This window comes from Priestia sp. J2 (genome assembly GCF_020790095.1).
Lineage (GTDB): Bacteria > Bacillota > Bacilli > Bacillales > Bacillaceae_H > Priestia > Priestia zanthoxyli.
This window is the reverse complement of the sequence record NZ_CP086208.1, coordinates 270485-293033: the sequence shown is the minus strand read 5'-3', so window position 1 is coordinate 293033 and position 22549 is coordinate 270485. Positions and strand designations below refer to the sequence as shown.

Below are 22549 nucleotides of genomic sequence, written 5' to 3'. Positions count from 1 at the left end.
CTTCAGCAGTTTTACAATAGTCTCATCTTAAACCCTCCAGCAACTGGATAGTCAAGACGTAATTCGAATTTGAATTTCCGTCAGCCGCTCTTCTTCATGATGAGAAATAAATGAATCTACAATTCGCCGAATTAAAAAAGGCCCTTCTGCTTTGTATCCTTCGGCTTTAATAAAGTTCAGTAACGTATCGTAATAGACTCCTGTGGTATCTCTCTTTTCTCTCATATAAATAGATGCGTAATCGCCTTCAGGTATTAACGTAACGAGTTCATGCTTAAAAGAAACATCGCTTTCGACCAATAAAAAAATGCCATCGTAATCTGTAAATTGTTGTTTTTTTGTGTTTTCTACAGATAGTATAAACCCTACTTTCCCAATCATAATCGGGGTAATATGACTAATTTTCTTTTTTAAATCACGGAGAACACTTTCAGTTCCGTCTAACGTACCTACCTCTGCTTTTACTTGCACAACTTCACGAGAAGGAAGGTGTTTGATGAACGGGGCTCCTATTTGGTTAATATGTCTCGTCTGTTCTAATTCCTTCATTCGAGTTGTTAACTGGGCATTCACTCTTTGAAGGTGACGAATTTTTTCTTTTGTTACCTTCTGATATTCCGCTAAAGTTTCAATAAATTCATCCAAGCTGCTGTGCTCCATCTTTCTTTTAATTTCTTTTAACGGAACTCCCATCAGCTTTAAATAGACAATGATATCTAATTTTTTAAATTGTTCTAACGTATAGTAACGATAACCGGTTTGCGGATCAACTTCATAAGGCTCGAACAGGCCAATTTCATCATAATAGCGAAGTGTTTTAATTGGAATATCGTGCAGTCTGGCCATTTGCCCAATCGTAAATTTGTTTTGCACTATAAGTTCACCTTCTTTATGTAAAGCTGCTTGCACTTAAAGCAAGCAACACCGTAATTCTCATCATTCATTTAGTTCTTGTACAAGCTCTTCCACAATAAGATGTGCAGGCAGTTCTTTTGCCAGCGTAAATCCAGTTCCTGCCCACAAAGAAGTGTACTCTGGATTATTCATTTGTGTAGCTTTTGTTCGAATAGGCTTTGTCATGTAATGAATATGAGGGTAAGCGGATGGTGCTGATTTATCATAGGAAATAAAAAAAGCATTCACAAATCCTCTAGCACGTTTCCCTGTAAAAGCTCTTGTAACACCTGTTTCATTAAAACGCTTTTGAAGAATGCTTTCTTTATGAAGAGCACTCGCTCCGCTTTCTGGACAACAAATAAAAGCCGTACCTAACTGCGCAGCAGAAGCACCTTCCTGTAACACGCGTTTAATGTCAGACCCCGTCATCAAGCCTCCCGCAGCAATTAATGGCTTTTTAGTGATTAGACGGACTTCTTTTAGCAAATTTATAAGCGAAAAGTCCACCGAACTCTCTAAAAAAGTAGACCGATGGCCGCCGGCTTCGATTCCTTGCAAGCACAGCGCATCTGCTCCTGCTCTCAAAGCCACTTCGGCTTCTTGAGGTGTTGTAATCGTAACGAAAATATGACTTCCAATTCCCTTTAAGCTTGCTACAATCTCTCGATCCGGGCACCCAAATGTAAAGCTCACAGCAGGTACTCGATGTTTTTGAATGATGTCGAGCTTGGCACTCCATTCATCATCATCATTCTTTGGTATGCCAACTTGACACTCCAAATATCCAGCGGCTTTTGACAATTCTTTTTGATAACAATCAAGTGCATCAACTGCTACTTTTTCATTTGTCGGAACAAACAGATTTACTCCAAAAGGTTTTTTCGTAAGTGAGTGCATCTCTATAATTTCCTGCTCCAATTCACGCGCACTTTTATATCCCGCGGCTAAAAACCCTAGCCCTCCGCTATTAGATACAGCTGCAGCTAGTTTAGGCGTCGAAACTCCTCCTGCCATAGGAGCTTGTACAATTGGATACTCACATATATTTTCCACACTTATCACCTCAGCCCTTCATGCGTTCTCTCTTCATTCTACTACAACCCCAGAAAAAAAAGCCCTCCAAAAGGGCTTTTCTTCCATATATAGATTATGCTCATTTCAAAAATTGGGATCATAAATGACGCTTAGGAATGCGCACTACCTAACTATTCCCTCAAAGGTTCACCTATGCGGATGGCACTAACCCCGAAAGGGGAGTGACAGCCGCTTAGGTTTAGAAAGCCAGACCTGATTGTTTTTGGATCAGGTCTGGCTTTCTACATCGATTACTTATAGTGGAGGAACTTTACGCATACAGCTTCTGGAACCGTAACGTTAGATTGAAGAAGCGTTAGCTTTCCATTTTCTTGGTCTCTTTCAAACAGCACCAAGTTTCCTGTCTCTTGATTAGACGCCACAATAAATTGTTCCGTTGGATCTAAAACAAAATCGCGCGGCCAGTCGCCTTCAGTGCCTGTCCATTCTACGAATGTTAACTGTCCAGAATCCTGGTCTACTTTGAATGTTGCAATCGAGTTATGTCCGCGGTTTCCTGCATAGACAAAGCGGCCGTCTGAAGAAATGTGGATCGCACTCCCTTGATTATTTTCTGTAAAATCAGCCGGAATTGCTAAAGTAGCTTGTTGTTGAGTAAAGCTTCCTGTGCTTTCGTCATACGTTAAAAATAAAACTTCGGAGCTGAATTCTGTCATTGCATACGCATAGCGGCCATTTGGATGGAACGTTAAATGTCTAGGGCCAGAACCAACAGATATAGAAAGGCTGTTGACTTCCTTCAATTTATTCTCTTCCACTTCATATGTCACGATTTCATCAATACCTAAGTCCACAACGGCCACGTGCTTTTCTCCAGGAGTAAAATCGGCATAGTGTACGTGTGGTTTTCCTTTTTGTCCTTTTTTGAGGTCTGAATGAGGATGTTCCACTACGGATGCTACATATTCAATTTCTCCTGTTTCTTCATTAACAGAATACGTCTCAACGCTCCCTTTATGAAAGTTAGCAGATAAAACAAGCGTATTATCTTCATTCACTGAAACGTAGCAAGGAGGCGCGCCGTCTAGCAGCTGTTTGTTTACAAACTTCAATTGCCCTGTGTTTGGATCAACCTTAAAAGCAGCTACGCCGCCTTTTTCTCCTTCTTTAATAACTGTATAAAGATGTTCGTTGTCTTTGCTTGCATTTAAGTATGTAGGATTTTCAATTTTAGCCACGGCTTTTACTTCTACAATTTTTTTAGCCTTCGTATCTAACGTAAATGTATAGACACCTTCACTGCCTGCTTTTGTATATGTACCTGCAAATCCAATAAATTTTCCATGTTCACTCATTTTCCTATACCCCTCCTAAAGAATTGTTTTGTTTCATTTATTTTACTATATCATACCGCATTTGTTATAGAGAATGCTCCAATTCAACGTTCATTTATCAGTTTTCCCTACATGCCTAGCGTCAAACCCTTCCTTTTTAAGCCTGCATCTTGCATTTTCCTACCATTGGGCGTTATGATTAAGGATGATTTTATATCGCCCAATAGCAGACGGTTCCTGTATTTCTTAGATTTTCAAACAAAGAAGAATGGGCTGATGAATAGTCGACTTCCATCGCTATAACCGCTGCTCAACTTTTTTCGTAAAGTTACATCAAAAAAGGAGTGAACAACAATGATCACATTAAAAAGTGAACGCGAAATTAATTTAATGCACGAAGCAGGTAAATTATTAGCTTCTTGTCATAAAGAAATCGCTAAAATGATCAAACCAGGCATAACAACAATGCAAATTGATAAATTTGTTGAAGAGTACTTAGCAAAGCACGGAGCAACGCCGGAACAAAAAGGATACAAAGGATATCAATATGCAACGTGCGCTTCTTTGAATGATGAAATTTGCCACGGTTTTCCAACAACTAAACCGTTAAAAGACGGGGATATCGTAACCATTGATATGGTTGTAAATTTAAACGGAGGCTTAGCAGATTCTGCATGGACTCATACCGTTGGAGACATTTCAGACGAAGCACAGCGTCTAGTAGATGTTACATACGAAGCGCTTTTAAAAGGAATCGAGCAAGCACAGCCAGGAAACCGTACAGGTGACATCGGCCACGCTATTCAAAGCTATGTAGAAGGCGAAAAATTCTCTGTCGTACGCGACTTCACAGGACATGGAATTGGAAATACCATGCACGAAGCGCCTACAATTCTTCACTACGGAAAAGCTGGCAAAGGTACACGTTTAAAAGAAGGTATGGTTATTACAATTGAGCCAATGGTAAACGCTGGTACATGGCATTCTAAAATGGATAAAAACGGTTGGACTGCTCGTACAACAGACGGTAAATTATCCGCTCAATTTGAACATACGCTTGCGATTACGAAAAACGGTCCTCTTATTTTAACAGCACATTAAAAAACAGCCCTTTTGAGGCTGTTTTCTTAATGTAGAGGAAATTTAATAACAAAAACTGTGCCGCGGGAAGAAGTAGATAATAATTTAATCTGTCCTCCGTGGCTTTCTAGAATACGCTGAGCAATGGGCAGACCAAGACCTGTGCCACTATCTTTTGACGTGGAAAACGGCTGGTACAGCGACTGCTGCATATGAACTGGAATACCTTTTCCAGTATCTTCAATGTATAGACAGTAGCTATCTTCATGAACCTGCGAGTAGATTGTAATAACTCCCTCTCCATCCATGGCTTCCATACTGTTTCGAATTAAATTATGAAGAACTTGTTTGATTTGTTTTTCATCTACCTTTAATACATGCGGCTGCAATTTCACATCGAAAATAAGCTTATCTTTTTCTGTAAATTTGCTTGAGTGAGTAATCAAAGGCAATAACTCATTAATAATATCCTGCATGCTGACTTTTTTCATCACCGGAGTCCCAGGCTTTGATAACAACAGCATTTCTTCAATGATGTAATTAATCCTCTCTAGTTCTTTCATAAGCAGAGGCAGGTAAAAACGCTTTTTCTCCTCATCAGAAAGAGACTGATTCATAAGAGATATAAATCCATGAATCACGGCAAGAGGATTACGAATCTCATGAGCAGCTCCGGCTGCCACTTCTCCAACCAAGGCAAGTTTCTCAGACTGATGCATTCGCTTTTCTAATTCTTCGGTATCCGATATATCAATGAAATAAAAAATCCTTCCAATGCTTTCGTTCTTCTCATTAAACAGCTGCGTTTGAGAGGCTAAAAAGCAATAGCACGTCTCTTTCGTTCCAAATAATACTTTTTTATTTTCGTGAATTTCTCCCGAATTCAACATGCTCCAAAATTCAGTATTATATTGAGGACATTCCTTCATATACCGGCAAATATCCTTTTCATCGAGATCTAAAAACTGTTTTGCTGAGGTATTAGCAAATATACTATTTGTCTCATCTTCTATTGTGATAATTCCAACAGGCAGTGAATTTAAGATCTGCTGGCGATATGCTTTATCTTTAATGATTTTCCAAAATGAATCTTCTAAACTAACCGACATTTGATTGATAGAAGCCGAAAGCTGCTTCAGCTCGATTTGCTTTGTGTCTTGAAGAACAAGACCGTATTCTCCGTCTGCAATGTCATTCACTTTTTCAATCATTTGTTCAATTGGTTTCGTAAGGCTTGCACTCATACGATAAGAAACATAAAGAGAAGCCACAATAGCACTTACTGTTAAAATTAATAGTAAAATTAATGAATCTTTAATAATAACAGACAGTGTATCTGATAGTGTATCAAGTGAATCAACCGTCTCTTCTTTTGAACTATTAATATCTTTTTTTATCTGATGCAGATCCGGCAAATAATTTCTCTTAAGATACTCTTTTGCTCCCTCTATATCTCCGTACTTCAGCAGTCCCTGCACGTTATTAGAAATCTTGAAATCAAGCAGCTCAATTTTTTCCTTCAGTGGAATCAACGATTTTGGCACAGGCTGCTTATACTTTTCATTGTCTTCAATAACTCGTGTATCATATGATTGATATTCTTCTATCAAAGAGACAGTGGGGTTCTTTAGATTATTTTTCACAATGTATTCTTTTATGTTCAGCTGCTCTTCCCAATAAGAAAGCCACACCATTTGAGGAACATCTTCATCTTTAATTTCGTTGCTTACATGATTCATTTTATCAATGGCATGCACTAAAACTAAAGAGAACCCGCTTAACATGAATGTAATCAAAAGAAGAATCGTTAATATTTGGCTACGGAATGACATGTTGCGAAATAATTGATTCATAATCATCTCTTTCTTTTTCATAGTTACTTCGGCTGTGTAGACATTCTAACTTTCGAATATAATATTTGTTTTTCTTGTTTACTGTACATTGGTCCAAAAGGCGCAAGCTTATAAACACCATCCCGGGCATCAAGTTTGACTTCTCCAGATCGAAGGCCCTTTTTACTAAAATAGTCTTTCATAATCGCGTTGTAAGCTTGAGGAACATCATTTATCACACTTGTTAAAATAACAGACCTCCCCATATACGCCTGATCATCTAAATATCCTATTACGTACATTTTTTGTTTTTTCGCTTCTTGAATCACTTCTTGATTATATGAATTTCCTTTAGCATAGACGATATCGACGCCTTCATCTTTTAACTCACGGAGCAGCTTTACTGCTTTTGCTCCATCGTCTCGGCTGTTTACCACTCGATAATAAAAAGCAATTGAGGAATCAGACGCTTTTAGGCCTTTTTCAAACCCTGGATTTTTTTCGCGTGCTTCAAATGCATCAATTAATCCAATTTTTTTCGTTCGTGTCTTCATGGCAGCTGCCGTGCCTGCCAGATACTCTATTTTTGTTTGATCAAATGTATATACAGTTTGGTTTTTATAACGTGAAGTACCGTGAATGGTGACGAAATGAACATGAGGATACTTAGGAGCGAGTTCTGTAAAAACGGTAGAAAATTCTCTTCCATGTCCAATTACGACTTTTGTTCCATTTTGAATAACTTTTTCAGCAGCTTCCTTCATTTTTTGGTTCGTATTTACTTCGCTAATAACTTGAGCCGAAACGGGGTACTTCTGCTCGATGTTGATTTTTCCTTTATAAGCTAGACTGCCCCAGCTTTGATCTGTCAGTACATCAGAGGTGAGAATTGCAACGCTTGTGTTTTCTACTTTTTTTGTCGTTTGCTGACTTATAATCCCTTGTGTTTTCGAAACAATAATAATTAAAAACGAAGCGACAACAATCAGGGCAAGCAATAAAATCAGCCTTAACTGTCTTGATCGTTGCATAGACCTTCTCCTTTTTGTTTAGCATACTTTCATTATATAAAAAAAGCATCTAAAAAGACTACATCTTTAACGAAATTCCAACTTTTTTCGACATTTCTTTCATATCTTACCTTTTTTAACACTTTCACTCCAAAAGAAAAAGCAGAAAACATCTGTTTTCTGCTTCGGCCTTCAATCTTCATCTTTTACGTCCATATCTTCAGGGATTGGCTCATTTAGGTATTCTTCAATTTGTTTTTTATACTTTTCCATTTGCTCTAAATGAGTGTTAAACTGCTCTTTATTTAATAAGTAGTTTTCACCATCAAATATAGCCCTTACTTTTCCTTCTTGAATCAATTTCTGTACATATTCTTCAGGGAAAGATAGATACTCTGCTGCTTCTTTTATCGTTAAATACATCCTGCTCCACCTTTTAGACGTTATAGTGTACTTCTTCTGTAGCTTTAACCATTAACTCATACTGACGCAAGCGAAGCTGGAATAATGTTAACGGACCATAGTAAGCTTCAGGATTGGCTTTCATATGACTTAATACGTCTTGATTTTCATTAATATGCGCCTGTGTTTCTTCAATCGTTTCTTTTAGAACCTCTTTTGGCTTTTCAAAGAATAGTTCAATATCAACTTCTAAATTTTTCTCAAATAAATTAAATTGCATAAAAAACTTTGCCAGCATAGATTCTGTGATATCTTGATAGTCTTGACTTTCAATGTACTTTTTATATTGATTATAAAGCAGCGTTTGATTTTGAAGAATGGAAGAAAACAGTTTTCCTGCTCCTTTTAACAAAAGCTGCGTTGGATTAACGCGAAGTAAAATATTTTCTTCATCCAGCTGAACCCGATTAGCCATACGATTAACGTCGCGGCGCCAGTCGTCCAGCACTTTAAAATCGCAGGCTAACGTTAATTTTTGCTCATTGTACATCTTATTTAATGACTCTGCTACTTCTTCAATATCTACTTGACTCGCAATCAGCTCTTCATTTGATGTAGCAATCCAGTCCTTTAAAGAAATGCGGAACTTAGGTAGAACATCTTGCTGCAAGTGCTCTTCCACGCGCATATTCATTTGTTTATTCAGCTCAATATGAACCGTACTAAAATCACTGTCTTCCTTCACTAATTCTGAAGACTTTTTGAGTAAACGAGGAATTTTATTTTTTAGCTTTTTGCTGATATCCTCTTTGATGCCGTGATAAGCCGAAACAATACTACTTGCTTTTTCTTGTTCTAAGTCATCCACTCGATGCAAGAAGCCATTTAATCGCACAAGCATATCTTCGTTCCATTTAATACTTTCAATCAAATGATTTTCTGTGTGATTTCTCTTCTCCACTAAGCCCTTTAGCATGCTTTGAATAAAGAACAGCAGTCTGCGCGCACGCTCTTCTACTCCAACGTCGTTTGGATCGTAATAGAAATTAGCTTTAATAAACTGAGCCAAGTCTCCGTGGTGCTGACTCGATACGTAGTGAGGCGTATAGGCTAATACATGCGCCTGTGGGAAATCAGCGCCAATGCTTGCCTCAAATTCTTTTGTAATTCGCTCAATCGTTGCTTGATTATAAAGACTGTCCATATTGTTGATGACAAAATGAACTGGCGTATTTGGCGCATATTCTTTAATCTCCAGCAATAATTCTCTTTCTTCATCAAGCAGCGATTCTTTTGCATCAAGCACAAACAGTAAACCATCTGCTAAAGGAGCATATTTAAATGCATCCTGCTCACGCGCCTCTTGTTCTGTAAAGCTTGGCGTAACAATGCATGAACAATTATGCTTATCAAGGAACGCAAAAGGTTTTTTCACTTCTACAAGCGCCTGGTGAGAAGATTGCTCCGCTCCGTCAATCGTTTCCATCGGAATGATTTCTTGATCAGCGATTTGCTGGATAGATTCTTCTTCATCATGAATGAACACAAAGGTTGTTTCATGATTTTGCGGTACCTTTTCTTCTGTAATCGATCCCACAAATGAAGACGTTGCAGCATTTGTTCCTGTAATTAATAAGTGTGTCGTATGAGCATCTAATAAAAAGTCTACCCACCATTTAAAGGTGTGCCCCACTTCTAAACCATTTTCATTAGCCCATTTAATAATGCCATGGCAAAGTTTGTAGTGATATTCAAGACCATCAATGTCGTTACGCGCCTCAAAAATTAATCTGCCTGCATTTTCGATTGTAATGGTATCAATAGTTGACGGAAACTTTTCATTCCATGAAAGCACGGCCGCAGACGGAAATAACGCACGTGACTTATTAGTAATTTTAAGCCAGTTTGTTAATACGTTCGGAATGACTTCATGCAATTCCTTTACAGAATGATCACTTTCCATTAAGTCAGTGTACGTCTCTTGATAAAGAGTTGAAATCTCTTGCCAATAATCATAGAGACCCACTTCAATATTCAAGAAAATATCATTGATGGTTTTAATCCAAGCAAGATAAGGAGGCTGACTCTTATATTGTTTCCATAAAGCTGAGACAAGCTGTTTGAAATATACTTGGTCCACTTTGTAAAATGAAATCATCACTTGATAAAAATAGTTAGGGATAAAGTTTGCTGTATATCCTTTATCTACGTAAGTCTTTAATACCGCAAACCAATTCAGCGATTCTGTTCGAATACACTCATCTACTGCAAGCTCCACTGCGCTATTAAAATCTTCTTGCTCTTCATAAAATCTTCGCGCAATCGCCGTGACGTTTGGATAATCCGGCTGAGAAGCAACCAGCTCGTTAATAACTTCATAAGCTCGTTCAATATTGTTATGGTCCGTATAAAGCGAAAACAGCTTTAGCGCTATTTCAGCTTTTAATACTTTTGAATCCGTTTCGATGGATAGGTAAAGCTCTTCAGCGAGCGTAGACAACCCCAATTCATAATGTGCGTCGGCTGTATTTTTCTTCGCCCACAGCTTAAACTCGCCATTTACATTCTCCCACTTAAAAATCGCGGATTCAAAATCTTGATTGTGGAAGTACACTTCTCCCTGAGCTAAGCGAATGAGCGATAAGTCGTACCACTCTTTTTGCTGCTCTTCGTAATAAGCTTGTCCAAGGACTTTTACAGGCGGCTGATTTTCATTTTCTTGCATAAACGTTTCGTAATATTTCTTTTTCGTTAACTGATATTCTACCGTCATATAGTCTCTCCTTTTTGATGTCAATATTTTATGTACTCTATCAAATTCCCTTTTTTATACTTTTCATACACGATATTTTCTTACTCATATTTTACGCAAAAAAAGCCTCAAGAACTACTCTTAAGGCTTTTTTTATAACTTTTATACTATAAAAATGGCTATTTATCATAAATCGGCGCTGAAATAACAAATATATTAATAGGCATCCCGTCGAAACAGCCCCATTACTTCTACCGTTTCCGTAATATTTACGAAAGCTTCAGGATCCACAGATTGAATTAACTGCTTGAGGTTTGCAAGCTCATAGCGTGAAATCACCGTCATTAATATTTTACGGTCTTCTCTTGAATAAGCTCCTTCACCGTTCATTAACGTCACACCGCGCACCAAATTCGTAAGAAGCTGCTGCTTCATTTCTTCGCCTTTTCTCGTAATAATGGTTAACGTGAGCTTAATGTGGCGAGTATGAATCGCATCCACTACTTTTCCTGTGACGAAAATCGAAAGCATCGTATATAAAGCCGCGTCCCAATTCACAAAGAAACCTGAAACAAATACGACCACGGCATTCATCGCTGATAATATAGCGCCAAGCGGAAATTCTTTTTTATGCGTAAGAAGCATCGCAATAATATCAAATCCACCTGTTGAGGCTGACTGACGAAAAACAAACCCTACGCCAATTCCAGTTAAAACTCCTCCAAAAACAGCTGACAGAATAGGATCTGTACTAACAGCTCTCAAGGGAATCACGTATAAAGCAATTGATAAAGCCACAACGGACAGCAGCGTATGTAAAACAAACCGCTTTCCTAACTTCATAAAACCAATAATTAAAAGGGGTAAATTCAACAAAAAATTCATTGTTCCCGTGCTTGCAGGCGTTAAAATTCCTATAATCATAGCAATACCGCTAATGCCGCTGCTTAGCACTTTATGGGGGATTAAAAACCAATTGTATGCAAATCCAATTAACACAGAACCCGCTATAATAGCAATTGCTCTATACATGATGTCCCTTCACCTCTTACCACAAATATAATGTTTTCATTTATTGCTTCTTTATTATAATTCCTAAAATATTGAAAACCTTAAAAAAAGTATATTCAGAAATTTGCTGTGTTGGTGGGGTGGACAAACGGCAAAATAAAACGGACATACAAGCGGATAATGCTTTTATATCAAGCTTTTGCTGCTTTTGGTATAAAAATGCTAACTTTACCTTTTCCGTACTTATTTAACCTAAAAGAAGTTGAGACATCATAATGAAATGAATCTAATTTAAAGGCGAACAACTAGTATAGATGAGCTTGTATGGAACCGCAGTTGATTTCCGTGCAAGACTTCGCTTTCCGCGGGCGGCCGCTGAGCCTCCTCGTCGCTTGCGCTCCTGCGGGGTCTCACCTGTTCCGCTTTTCCCGCAGGAGTCTTCGCCTTGCCCTCCAATCAACTGCTAGAAGGAACGAAACAGACGACACTTATTTGCCCTAACAAAAAAATAAACCATGAATCAAACATGTTAATTAATGGTTCGTTTTTTACTTGGGTTAAAATACTTTTGTCCCAGCCTCTTGGTGGAAAGTTATTTTAATTTTATTCTTCTTCATATAGACCATTAATAAATTCTTCAAATGAATGGGCGACGAAAAAAATACTGCTTTCAGGATTCTCGTATGCTAGTTCATGATTTATAAAAACGATAATAGGCCGCTGAGAGTTAGAACGGTAGTCAAAACATACATGATTATCCGCTATGTCATCTCCAAATGGGCAAATACCATCAACTAGCTGGTATTTAATATCATGATACACGTTTAAAATGTAATCCTTTTTCTCCTGATTAAAACTTAGTAAGTGGTAAAAAGAACATTCTCTCTTTCCAACATTAAATCCATCAGCTGAAGGTTCTCCACCATGATACTTTGTTACACATTCAATAAAGTGGATTGGAAACAATACATCCTATACTTTTTCTACATTCAAAATGGTTTCTAAACTTACCTCTTTTTCATCCGTTTCCCACGTAATCAATTTGCTTCCTCCATTTTTCCTTATGTATATTTAGGAATCTTTTTACTCCCATTTATAATTGCTTTTATTTGTTTCTCTATAAATCTTTTAGTATATTCCGTACTGTATTAAAAATAAAAGCCAATATAAAACACCACTACCATTCCTAATGATAGTGGTGTTTCAAACAATTTTCTTATTTTAATGTAAGCACCGCCACATTCTCCACATGCGTCGTATGCGGGAACATATCAACAGGCTGAACTTCAACCGTCTCATAGCCGCCTTTTTCTAGAATAGCTAGATCACGCGCAAGAGTTGCTGGTCCGCATGAAACATAGACAACTTTTTTCGGCTTCATCTCGATGATGGTATTTAAAAGGGCTTCGTCGCATCCTTTTCGCGGCGGATCTACGACGATGACGTCCGCTTTGATGCCTTGTTTGTACCAGTTTGGAATGACGACCTCTGCTTCGCCTACTTCGAATTCAACGTTGTGAATACCGTTTAGCTCAGCGTTGCGCTTTGCATCTTCAATCGCTTCAGGCACGATTTCAACGCCATATACTTTTTTCGCTTTTTGAGCGAGAAATAACGAGATTGTTCCGATTCCACAGTAGGCGTCAATGACCGTTTCTTCTCCTGTTAAATCTGCATACTCGAGCGCTTTGTCATAAAGCACTTTCGTTTGCTCAGGGTTTACTTGATAGAATGATTTTGCTGAAATGGCAAATTTAACGTCGCCGATATAGTCGTAAATATATTCTTCTCCCCAAAGTACGTTCGTTTGGTTCCCTAAAATGACGTTCGTGCGCTTGCTGTTGACGTTTTGAACAATTGATTTCACGTTCGGCACGGCTTCGATAATGTCTTCTATAATACGCTTTTTGTTTGGCAACTCAGCTGTACGAGTCACAATTACAACCATAATTTCACCCGTTACAAGTCCGTAGCGCGCCATGATATGACGAAGCGAGCCTTTATGCTTTTGTTCTTGGTAAGCAGAAACCCCATGCTTTTCACAGATTGATTTGACAGCTTGAACAACATCATCATTTGCCTGCTGCTGAATCAAACAGGCATCCATGTTAATGATATCGTGGCTTCGCTGCTGATAAAATCCAGCGACCAAACCGCCTTCTCGCTCTGCTACGGGAACTTGAGCTTTGTTTCGATAGCGCCAAGGATCGTTCATTCCTAGCGTCGAATGTACCGGAACGTCAGGTAAATGGCCAATTCGCGCCATGACGTCTTTTACTTGCTTTTGTTTAAATTGCAGCTGTCCTTCATAGCTTACATGCTGCAGCTGACAGCCTCCGCACTGCTTGTATACCGGACAGGGTGCTTCAACACGCTGCTCACTAATTGTATGGTGCTTGATAAGCTTGCCAAACGCATAGCCTTTTTTTACTTTAATGACTTTTACTTGGCCGCTTTCGCCGGGCAGCGCATTTTGAACGAAAATAGGAAATCCGTTCACTTTCGCTACACCCGCTCCGTCATGCGTTAAATCTTCAAACGCAACATCTATATATTCATTTTTTTCTACAGGTGGTTTTAATTTTTCCATTTATCGTTACATCCTTTTAGTCATTTGAAAATGCTGAACTGATTGTACCATAAGAGCGAAAGCCAAACAAAGGAAAGCATGAAAAAAGATCGCAATTAGGCGATCTCATTTTTTTCCATCAATTCAGCTGTTGCTTTTGGAACAAAGATTTCTACATGGCGATATAAGTTTACAAATTCCCCAGGCAATAACCCACCGTACTCGCCATCTAGATTTAGCTGCATTTTATCATTCGTATGAATTTTAACACGGTTCGCTTTTGTATAAATAATATGAGGATCATTGATATGTTCTCCTCGCAGCGCAAGTGTCGCAATTCGAATAAACTCAGCTAAATTTGCTTTCTTTAAAATAATTAAATCAAACATGCCGTCATCTAAAGAAGAGTCTGGTGCCAGCTTTTCAAAACCGCCGACTGAGTTCGTTAAGGAAACGAGGAAGAACATAATCTCGCCGCCAAAGAATTTTCCGTCATACTCAATTTCAACGGATGTTGGTTTAATAGAAGGAAGCATTTCCATGCCTTTTAAATAGTAAGCTAGCTGTCCAAGCATTGTTTTTAACTTGCTTGGCACTTCATACGTTAATTCAGTTAAACGGCCGCCTCCGGCGATATTTACAAAGTAATGCGTTTCTCCGTCGTTTGTTACACAGCCTAAATCAATTGGCTTCGTTACACCTTCTACAATAACATCAACAGCGCCTTCAATTGTACGCGGGACATTAATGGCACGAGCAAAGTCATTGGTTGTTCCAACAGGAATAATACCTAGCTGCGGACGATAGTCTTGTCCGGCAATACCGTTTACGACTTCATTGATGGTACCGTCTCCACCGGCTGCAATTACAACATCAAAGCGGCGCTCTACTGCTACTTTGGCAGCTTCTGTTGCATCGCCAGCGCAAGTTGTAGCATGACAAGATGTTTCGTAACCTGCTTGCTCTAGCTTTTGCAAAACTTCCGGTAAGTTTTTCTTAAAAATTTCACGGCCCGATGTCGGGTTATAAATAATTCTCGCTCTTTTCATATTCATCATCCTAATAATGATAATTTGTCACAAATCTTTGCCTACTTTTATCAGTGAAAGAATGCCCCCTCACATTACATCATCAACAAGAGGGGGCATGAACAAACATATTATAAAGAAATTAACCTTGATATACAATATTCACGTTTGGGTTTTTATTCATACCTTCAGCGCGATCGCCCTTACTCATAATAAATGTGAGATGGATACCCACCTCACATTTAGTTATCAAATTTAGCGTTTATTAATTTCTTCTAAAAGAATTTTATTAACCATAGGTGGGTTCGCTTGACCTTTTGAAGCTTTCATAATTTGACCAACTAAGAAGCCGATTGCACGATCCTTACCGTTTTTGAAATCTTCAATAGACTGAGGGTTTGCATCTAATGCATCTGTTACGAATTTACGTAAAGTTGCATCATCAGAAATTTGTACAAGACCTTTTTCTTTTACAATTTTCTTTGCATCTCCGCCATTTTCAATTAATTCTTTGAATACTTTTTTCGCAATTTTAGACGAAATTGTACCTTCTTGAATTAATTGAATCATACCAGCTAGACCTTCAGGTGTTAATGCTACATCTGAAAGTTCTTTTTGATTTGAGTTTAAGTAAGCAGAAACTTCACCCATTAACCAGTTAGAAGATAGTTTAGCATCTCCGCCTGCAGCAAGTGTTGCTTCAAAGAAATCAGACATTTCTTTTGTTAGCGTTAATACCATTGCATCATAAGCAGGTAAGCCTAGCTCTTCTACATAGCGCTTTTTACGAGCATCTGGAAGTTCAGGAATCGAAGCACGAACGCGTTCTTTCCACTCTTCGTCGATGTGTAATTCTAATAAGTCAGGCTCTGGGAAGTAGCGGTAGTCGTCAGATCCTTCTTTTACACGCATCAGAATTGTTTCACCCGTAGACTCATCAAAACGGCGTGTTTCCTGCTCGATTAGGCCACCAGACAATAACACTTTTTCTTGACGAATTTCTTCGTGTTCAAGACCGCGGCGCACATAGTTAAATGAGTTTAAGTTCTTTAGCTCAGCTTTTGTACCAAACTCTTCTTGTCCAACTGGACGTAAAGAAATATTGGCATCACAGCGAAGTGAACCTTCTTCCATTTTACAGTCAGATACGCCTGTATATTGAATGATTGATTTTAGTTTTTCTAAATAAGCATATGCTTCTTCAGGAGAACGCATATCTGCTTCCGATACAATCTCAATTAGAGGTGTACCTTGACGGTTGAAGTCTACTAGTGAATAGCCATCGCCTGTATGCGTTAACTTACCAGCATCTTCTTCTAAATGAAGTCGGTTGATACGAATGCGCTTCGTTTCACCTTTAACTTCTACTTCAATCCAACCGTTCTCGCCAATTGGTTTATCAAATTGAGAGATTTGATAAGCTTTTGGGTTATCCGGATAGAAATAGTTTTTACGATCAAACTTTGTATCTGTTGCGATTTCACAGTTTAGCGCAAGCGCCGCTTTCATTGCAAAATCAACTGCTTCTTTGTTTAACACAGGTAGTACGCCAGGATAACCTAAGTCAATTACACTTGTGTTAGCATTTGGAGCCGCACCAAATGCGTTTGGACTTGCTGAGAAAATTTTAGATTTTGTCTTAAGCTCAACGTGTACTTCAAGACCAATAATCGTTTCAAAGTTCATCTTTATCTCACCCCTTACAGTGCTGGTTTCGCTTTATGATGCTCAGTTGCTTGTTCGAATGCATGAGCAACACGATAGATTGTGCTTTCGTCGAAATGCTTACCGATAATTTGTAACCCTAATGGCAATCCATTTGATAAGCCGCAAGGCACAGAAATACCAGGTACTCCAGCAAGGTTTACTGGGATTGTTAAAATATCGTTTGCATACATTGTTAATGGATCATCTGTTTTCTCACCAATTTTGAATGATGGAGTTGGTGTAGTTGGTCCAATGATAACGTCATAGTTTTCAAATACAGACTCAAAGTCTTGCTTAATTAACGTACGTACTTGCTGTGCTTTTTTGTAGTAAGCATCATAATAACCAGAGCTTAACGCAAATGTCCCAAGCATGATACGGCGTTTTACTTCGTTTCCAAAGCCTTCGCTTCGAGACTGCTTGTACATTTCGATTAAGTTCTCAGCATTATCTGTACGGTATCCGTAGCGAACGCCGTCAAAACGAGATAAGTTAGCAGACGCTTCAGAAGAAGATAATAGATAATACGTAGCTAATGCGTATTTAGAGTGTGGAAGCGATACTTCTTCCCAAGTTGCGCCTAGTCCTTCTAACACTTTTAGTGCATCTAAAACAGACTGGCGAGCTTCTTCGCCCACACCTTCGCCTAAGTATTCTTTTGGAACAGCAATTTTAAGGCCTTTTACGTCACCTGTTAAAGCAGATACATAATCCGGTACATCAACATTAGCAGAAGTAGAATCCATTGGGTCTACGCCTGAAATTGCTTGAAGTAAGTATGCATTATCTTCAACAGAATTTGTGATTGGTCCGATTTGATCTAAAGAAGATGCAAATGCCACTAATCCGTAACGAGATACGCGACCATACGTTGGTTTTAATCCAACAACACCGCAATAAGCAGCTGGCTGACGAATTGAACCACCTGTATCAGAACCTAAAGAGAACGGAACTTCTCCTGCTGCTACAGCTGCAGCTGAACCACCGCTAGATCCACCCGGTACGTAATCTAAATTCCATGGGTTGCGCGTTAACTGAAGACCTGAGTTTTCAGTTGAAGAACCCATTGCGAATTCATCCATATTTAATTTACCGATTGTTACCGCTTCAGCTGCCTGCAGTTTTTGAACAACTGTTGCATCATAAATCGGATCAAAGTTTGCTAGAATTTTACTAGAGCAAGTTGTACGTAAATCTTTTGTGACAATATTATCTTTTACACCGATCGGCATACCAAATAATAGGCCAAATTCATCTTTTGTTTGTAATGCTTCATCTAGCTCTTTTGCATAAGCACGAGCATTGTCTTCATTAAGCGCTAAGAACGCACCTACTTTATCATCTACTTCATTAATACGTTTGTATGATTCGTCTACTAAATCTTGTACACGTACTTCTTTCTTGTGTAAAAGGCTATGTAGTTCTGAAAGTTTACGATCGAATAAAGACATCGTAAAGCCTCCTTCCTTATTCTAAAATAGTTGGTACTCGAATGTAGCCATCCTTGTGGTCTGGCGCGTTTTTTACTACGTCTTCAATTGGTAAGCCTTTAGCTGGCTTATCTTCACGCATCACGTTTTTCATATCCAATACGTGAGAAGTTGGTTTTACATTTGTAGTATCTAGCTCATCTAATTGTTCTGCATATGTAATAATAGCATCTAATTGTTTTGTAAATAGTTCTGCTTCGTCATCCGTCACCGCAAGTCTCGCTAAGTTTGCAACGTGTTTTACTTGATCAACAGAAATTCTTGACATGTTCCTTCACCTCCGAATATTCGTCCCACTACAATATACTGATAATACCAAACTTCACTAGCAACAGGCAACATTTCTGAGACTAGTTCCTAAAATATTAAAAACCCCGCCAGACAAGACAGGGCTTACATTTATCACTTCTATTTTATACCAAATCTATTTCATTCAAACAACATTCCATACTTTTCCTTCGTCATAAAATATTTCTCTCTTGCATAGGTATAAAATAACCTTCTTTTTAGAAAAGATAGATAGAAAGAGAAACATGCTTTAGAAGAACACACCACCATGTTTTAATTTCACTAGTCTTTGGGAAAGTAAAGAAAACGAATAACTACTTTACCGTAAAAGAGGTGCTATAAAAATTGAATAAAATACTTATACAGTCAGTCATCCACCAGCGCCCTGTGTATCAGCAAAGCGGAAGATGGTTTGTATTAGATGAAGAATTCAAGTGGGATTTGTCCACCTTGCAAAAAGATGTTTTTGCTTGTTTAAATAAAGCCTTTCATATTCCTATCATTTTTTGTGATTCATGTGAAGCCAATAAAATTGTCTCCGCTCTTGGAGAAGAAGAAGCAGAATACCTGCAGTTTGCCTCAGGTGTTTACTGGCGAGAAGTCGGCATTATATTTATTTTTAAATTTGATGACTACCTTCCGCTTGTTGAAACCATCTTTCACGAGCTGCGTCACTATATTCAAGATCACATCCCTTATTATCAGAAAGAATTTGAGCTGGATAAAAAACGCCCGTATGAAGAGCGGACAACCGAACAAGATGCATTTGCATTTGCTGCTTATTATCTTGCTAAGTTTACGAGACAAAATTCTCACGCCATTTCTTCATAGGAGGCAATTTCATAGAATTAAAAAAAGACACTGCTTGAGCAGTGTCTTTTTTTGCTTACTCTTCGTAAATATGAACGAACGGCTTGTCTTCATCTGCTTTTCTAACAATGAGAGCTTCCGGTCCGCTTACTGAGTTAATAGAGATACTCGTTTCCATATATGAAGGGAAATGATCAAGCATTAAACCAGCAACGTACTGAGTAAATCCTACAATTTCACCTTTTCCATAAAATTGTACGGGAATATCAATCGTCATTTTTTGAAGCTGTCCATCTTTGTAATACCCTTTCCCTACTACGCTTGTAAAGTTTGGGAAGTAGTCTTCGATTTGCGCTTTAAACTCATCAAACTTCATCGCATCATCTCGGTGATCTTTTGTTGCATCTGATGATGGGAATAAATAATATTGCTCGTCTAAATTATCCCAGCTGCCAACGGCCGTATCATTTGAACCTGCATTTCCGACAGCCATGAAGTTACCTGGCGTTAAAGAAGCCTTAGCACTTTGTTTGAATAGTGCTACTCGAATTGGAACGTTTTCTAAGCCCTTGATATTACGCATACGCTGCACAATTTCATCGGCCATCTTTTTGCCTTGCTCTTCAATATTTTTATCGGTTAGTTGTTTTTCACGGGCATAACCATTTTCCTCTGTATAATAATGAACAGAATTCATCGCCAGACCAATTGTGACGCCTCCAAGTTTTACCTTATCGTCTCCGTCTTGAATAAGGTAGTCTTGTTCAGTAATGTTCGCTAAGTACATTGGACTTGTTTCGTTGCGCGTTTTCAAATCGCCTTTTTCTGTATCAATTGGGTTTAACCCAGTGTTTTTAAGCTTCTTTTTCGCCGTATCATCTTTTGCTTTGCTTTGAAGATCTTTAAACTGTTTATCACTCAGCTTACGGCTTAACCATGAGCGAATAGTATCTTTATCAAGGTACTGGCCTTCTTGATACACATATTTTTTCGGAGAATAGCTATCTGTCGATAAGCGCATTAAGCCTGTTTCAAATTCTTGCGCATCCAAGCGGTTATTTAAGTTTGCTGCTACTAAGCCTCTTGCCACTCCCGCTTTAAATGGAAGAATTGTTCGGTAATAATCGTCTGAAATACTATACTTCGGAATAACTGCTTTTTCTTTCTTGTTGTTGGTTTGTTGAACAGTCTCTTTATCGTCCGAAAGGTTCGGTGCACACGCTGAAGTTACAAGCATGACCGCAAGAGAAAGTAACAATATCTTTTTCAACTACACACACCTCTTATTTATTTAATTCCGTAAGTAGCCTTGCTTCATCCCATACTTCAATTTCAAGCTCGTTAGCTTTTGTCAGTTTGGAACCAGCCTCTTCCCCTGCCACAACAAGGTCTGTCTTTTTACTTACGCTTCCTGTGACTTTACCGCCAAGTGCTTCAATTTGTGCTTTTGCCTCATTGCGAGATAGCTGTTCAAGCTTACCTGTTAATACAACGGTTTTACCAGCAAAAACAGAATCTACATTTTCTACACTTACAAGCTTGGGTCCTTTGTATGTAAGGTTTACTCCATACTCTTTTAATTCATGTATAAGTTCTTGAACCTCTTCTTGTGTAAAGTAAGCGACAATAGCATCAGCCATTTTGGCACCAATTTCATTAATTGCCACTAATTCATCATACGTTGCTTTTGTTAACTTGTCTATGGTTTCAAAGTGCTGAGCTAACGTCTTTGCAGCTTTTGCTCCAACGTGGCGAATGCCCAAACCAAAAAGCAAACGCTCAAGTGAATTTTCTTTAGAAGCTTCGATGGCCGCAATCAAATTATCAGCAGATTTCTCACCCATGCGCTCAAGCTCGATTAACTGCTGTTTTGTCAGCGTATAAATATCTGCTACATCTTTAATTAACTGTTCACGAAATAATTGTGATATAACTTTTTCACCAAGTCCATCAATGTTCATCGCATTGCGGGACACGAAATGAATAAGTCCTTCACGAATTTGAGCAGGACAGCTTGGATTAATGCAGCGAAGCGCAACTTCTCCTTCTAAACGCACCAGTTCACTTTCACATTCAGGGCAGTGAGTAGGCATCGTAAACTCTTGCTCTTCTCCCGTTCGCTTCTCTTCAATCACATTCACTACTTCAGGAATAATATCTCCTGCTTTTTTCACCACGACATAATCTCCGATGCGAATGTCCTTTTCACGAATCAAATCTTCATTGTGAAGAGACGCACGCTGTACCGTCGTACCTGCTACTTGAACCGGCTCCAAAATAGCTGTTGGCGTAATGACACCTGTCCGGCCTACCGTCAGCTCAATATTTACAAGCTTGGTTACAACTTCTTCAGCAGGAAACTTATAAGCAATAGCCCAGCGTGGACTCTTGGCCGTTGTTCCAAGCTCAGCCTGCTGATCAAATGAATCTACTTTTACAACAATGCCATCAATATCATAAGATAGTTCTGGACGTTTCGTTTGCCAGCTTTCGATATAAGCAATCACATCATCAATGGTTTCACACGTCTGTCTTTCTTTATTTGTTTTAAAGCCAAGATCATCGAGTAAATTCAAACTTTCGCTGTGAGAGTCGATTTCTAATTCTCCTGTATCAGTCATGGCATAGACAAAGATATCTAAATTACGTTTTGCCGCAATTTTAGGATCTAGCTGACGCAGTGAGCCAGCAGCTGCGTTACGGGGGTTAGCAAACGGAACTTCATCTCTTTCCATTTTTGCTTCATTAAGTGCTTCGAATGATTTCCTCGGCATAAATGCTTCTCCGCGAACTTCCATTGATAACGGTTCTTTAATTCGCAGTGGAATCGAGCGAATTGTTTTTAAGTTTTCAGTAATATTTTCACCAGTCGTACCATCTCCGCGCGTAGCACCCAGCACTAAGTATCCATCTTCATAGCGAAGAGATACAGCAAGGCCGTCAATTTTAAGTTCGCATACATAAGAAAACTCGTCTTCAACGGCTTGGCGCACTCGGCGATCAAAATCTCGAAGGTCTTCTTCATTAAATGCATTTCCTAAACTTAGCATAGACGTTTGATGCTGAACCTTCTCAAACGCATCGAGCACTTGGCCGCCGATGCGCTGAGTAGGTGAGTCAGCTGTTTTTAATTCTGGAAACGATTCTTCTATTTCAATTAACTCATTCATTAATTTATCGTATTCTGCATCTGGAACAGATGGCTGATCTAACACATAATATTCATAACCATATTGATTTAATAAGTCACGTAATTCTTGAACGCGTGATTTTGCTGTCTCAAACTCCATATTCTAGCTCCTTT

Annotated in this window: 19 protein-coding genes; 2 read left to right on the top strand and 17 right to left on the bottom strand. The window is 38.7% G+C overall.

Going from position 1 to position 22549, the window contains the following annotated elements; all coding sequences use genetic code 11:
• Positions 1-51 precede the first annotated feature (51 nt).
• From LJY09_RS01585 to LJY09_RS01575, 3 genes are all read right to left on the bottom strand, one after another.
• Positions 52-873: a MerR family transcriptional regulator gene (locus tag LJY09_RS01585; protein ID WP_028412508.1), complete on the bottom strand. Its 822-nt coding sequence runs from the start codon at positions 871-873 to the stop codon at positions 52-54.
• A gap of 63 nt (positions 874-936) precedes the next feature.
• Complete coding sequence (locus LJY09_RS01580) at positions 937-1950, bottom strand: nitronate monooxygenase (protein WP_033580819.1); 1014 nt, start codon at positions 1948-1950, stop codon at positions 937-939.
• Between the two features lie 272 nt (positions 1951-2222).
• Positions 2223-3287 (bottom strand): lactonase family protein, encoded by a 1065-nt coding sequence (locus LJY09_RS01575; RefSeq protein ID WP_155010620.1) that lies wholly within the window; start codon positions 3285-3287, stop codon positions 2223-2225.
• A gap of 333 nt (positions 3288-3620) precedes the next feature.
• Here LJY09_RS01575 and map point away from each other — a divergent pair, with 333 nt between their 5' ends.
• A complete protein-coding gene (map, locus tag LJY09_RS01570; protein WP_025752900.1) occupies positions 3621-4367 on the top strand; it encodes a type I methionyl aminopeptidase in 747 nt (248 codons plus the stop codon).
• A 26-nt stretch (positions 4368-4393) separates the two neighbouring features.
• Here map and LJY09_RS01565 read toward each other — a convergent pair whose 3' ends face one another.
• From LJY09_RS01565 to gatC, 12 genes are all read right to left on the bottom strand, one after another.
• On the bottom strand, positions 4394-6199 hold the full coding sequence (locus LJY09_RS01565; RefSeq protein WP_155010619.1) for an ATP-binding protein: 1806 nt from the start codon (positions 6197-6199) through the stop codon (positions 4394-4396).
• A 23-nt stretch (positions 6200-6222) separates the two neighbouring features.
• Positions 6223-7209, bottom strand: a complete 987-nt coding sequence (locus LJY09_RS01560) for a BMP family ABC transporter substrate-binding protein (protein ID WP_028412512.1) — start codon at positions 7207-7209, stop codon at positions 6223-6225.
• A 171-nt stretch (positions 7210-7380) separates the two neighbouring features.
• Positions 7381-7611, bottom strand: a complete 231-nt coding sequence (locus LJY09_RS01555; RefSeq protein ID WP_013055062.1) for a helix-turn-helix domain-containing protein — start codon at positions 7609-7611, stop codon at positions 7381-7383.
• 13 nt (positions 7612-7624) lie between these two features.
• Complete coding sequence (locus LJY09_RS01550; protein ID WP_228307468.1) at positions 7625-10363, bottom strand: GTPase domain-containing protein; 2739 nt, start codon at positions 10361-10363, stop codon at positions 7625-7627.
• A 195-nt stretch (positions 10364-10558) separates the two neighbouring features.
• Entirely contained in the window at positions 10559-11374 is an 816-nt protein-coding gene (locus tag LJY09_RS01545; protein WP_013055060.1) for a YitT family protein, read from the bottom strand.
• Positions 11375-11639: 265 nt separating this feature from the next.
• The gene (locus tag LJY09_RS01540) at positions 11640-11813 is read right to left on the bottom strand and encodes a hypothetical protein (protein WP_165635405.1); all 174 of its coding nucleotides are present in this window, start codon (positions 11811-11813) and stop codon (positions 11640-11642) included.
• A gap of 143 nt (positions 11814-11956) precedes the next feature.
• Entirely contained in the window at positions 11957-12319 is a 363-nt protein-coding gene (locus tag LJY09_RS01535) for an SMI1/KNR4 family protein (RefSeq protein ID WP_155010617.1), read from the bottom strand.
• A gap of 250 nt (positions 12320-12569) precedes the next feature.
• Positions 12570-13943 (bottom strand): 23S rRNA (uracil(1939)-C(5))-methyltransferase RlmD, encoded by a 1374-nt coding sequence (gene rlmD, locus LJY09_RS01530; protein WP_155010616.1) that lies wholly within the window; start codon positions 13941-13943, stop codon positions 12570-12572.
• Between the two features lie 95 nt (positions 13944-14038).
• The gene (locus tag LJY09_RS01525; protein ID WP_028410196.1) at positions 14039-14971 is read right to left on the bottom strand and encodes a diacylglycerol kinase; all 933 of its coding nucleotides are present in this window, start codon (positions 14969-14971) and stop codon (positions 14039-14041) included.
• Between the two features lie 234 nt (positions 14972-15205).
• Entirely contained in the window at positions 15206-16636 is a 1431-nt protein-coding gene (gene gatB / locus LJY09_RS01520; protein WP_013055057.1) for an Asp-tRNA(Asn)/Glu-tRNA(Gln) amidotransferase subunit GatB, read from the bottom strand.
• A gap of 14 nt (positions 16637-16650) precedes the next feature.
• Positions 16651-18108: an Asp-tRNA(Asn)/Glu-tRNA(Gln) amidotransferase subunit GatA gene (gatA, locus tag LJY09_RS01515; protein ID WP_013055056.1), complete on the bottom strand. Its 1458-nt coding sequence runs from the start codon at positions 18106-18108 to the stop codon at positions 16651-16653.
• A gap of 16 nt (positions 18109-18124) precedes the next feature.
• On the bottom strand, positions 18125-18415 hold the full coding sequence (gatC, locus tag LJY09_RS01510; protein ID WP_013055055.1) for an Asp-tRNA(Asn)/Glu-tRNA(Gln) amidotransferase subunit GatC: 291 nt from the start codon (positions 18413-18415) through the stop codon (positions 18125-18127).
• A gap of 365 nt (positions 18416-18780) precedes the next feature.
• On the opposite strand from gatC, the gene LJY09_RS01505 reads away from it, so the two are divergent.
• A complete protein-coding gene (locus LJY09_RS01505; RefSeq protein ID WP_047751762.1) occupies positions 18781-19266 on the top strand; it encodes a DUF3920 family protein in 486 nt (161 codons plus the stop codon).
• Between the two features lie 55 nt (positions 19267-19321).
• On the opposite strand, the gene LJY09_RS01500 is transcribed toward LJY09_RS01505, so the two are convergent.
• Both LJY09_RS01500 and ligA read right to left on the bottom strand, forming a co-directional pair.
• Positions 19322-20515 (bottom strand): CamS family sex pheromone protein, encoded by a 1194-nt coding sequence (locus tag LJY09_RS01500; protein ID WP_047751763.1) that lies wholly within the window; start codon positions 20513-20515, stop codon positions 19322-19324.
• 13 nt (positions 20516-20528) lie between these two features.
• A complete protein-coding gene (ligA, locus tag LJY09_RS01495) occupies positions 20529-22535 on the bottom strand; it encodes an NAD-dependent DNA ligase LigA (RefSeq protein WP_028412523.1) in 2007 nt (668 codons plus the stop codon).
• Between the last annotated feature and the right edge of the window lie 14 nt (positions 22536-22549).

Coding starts and splice junctions, on each gene's coding strand:
- rlmD (WP_155010616.1), bottom strand. CDS start 13,943: ATGGAAAAATTAAAACCACCTGTAGAAAAAAATGAATATATAGATGTT.
- gatC (WP_013055055.1), bottom strand. CDS start 18,415: ATGTCAAGAATTTCTGTTGATCAAGTAAAACACGTTGCAAACTTAGCG.
- LJY09_RS01565 (WP_155010619.1), bottom strand. CDS start 6,199: ATGAATCAATTATTTCGCAACATGTCATTCCGTAGCCAAATATTAACG.
- LJY09_RS01575 (WP_155010620.1), bottom strand. CDS start 3,287: ATGAGTGAACATGGAAAATTTATTGGATTTGCAGGTACATATACAAAA.
- LJY09_RS01525 (WP_028410196.1), bottom strand. CDS start 14,971: ATGAAAAGAGCGAGAATTATTTATAACCCGACATCGGGCCGTGAAATT.
- LJY09_RS01545 (WP_013055060.1), bottom strand. CDS start 11,374: ATGTATAGAGCAATTGCTATTATAGCGGGTTCTGTGTTAATTGGATTT.
- map (WP_025752900.1), top strand. CDS start 3,621: ATGATCACATTAAAAAGTGAACGCGAAATTAATTTAATGCACGAAGCA.
- LJY09_RS01560 (WP_028412512.1), bottom strand. CDS start 7,209: ATGCAACGATCAAGACAGTTAAGGCTGATTTTATTGCTTGCCCTGATT.
- gatB (WP_013055057.1), bottom strand. CDS start 16,636: ATGAACTTTGAAACGATTATTGGTCTTGAAGTACACGTTGAGCTTAAG.
- gatA (WP_013055056.1), bottom strand. CDS start 18,108: ATGTCTTTATTCGATCGTAAACTTTCAGAACTACATAGCCTTTTACAC.
- LJY09_RS01555 (WP_013055062.1), bottom strand. CDS start 7,611: ATGTATTTAACGATAAAAGAAGCAGCAGAGTATCTATCTTTCCCTGAA.
- ligA (WP_028412523.1), bottom strand. CDS start 22,535: ATGGAGTTTGAGACAGCAAAATCACGCGTTCAAGAATTACGTGACTTA.
- LJY09_RS01550 (WP_228307468.1), bottom strand. CDS start 10,363: ATGACGGTAGAATATCAGTTAACGAAAAAGAAATATTACGAAACGTTT.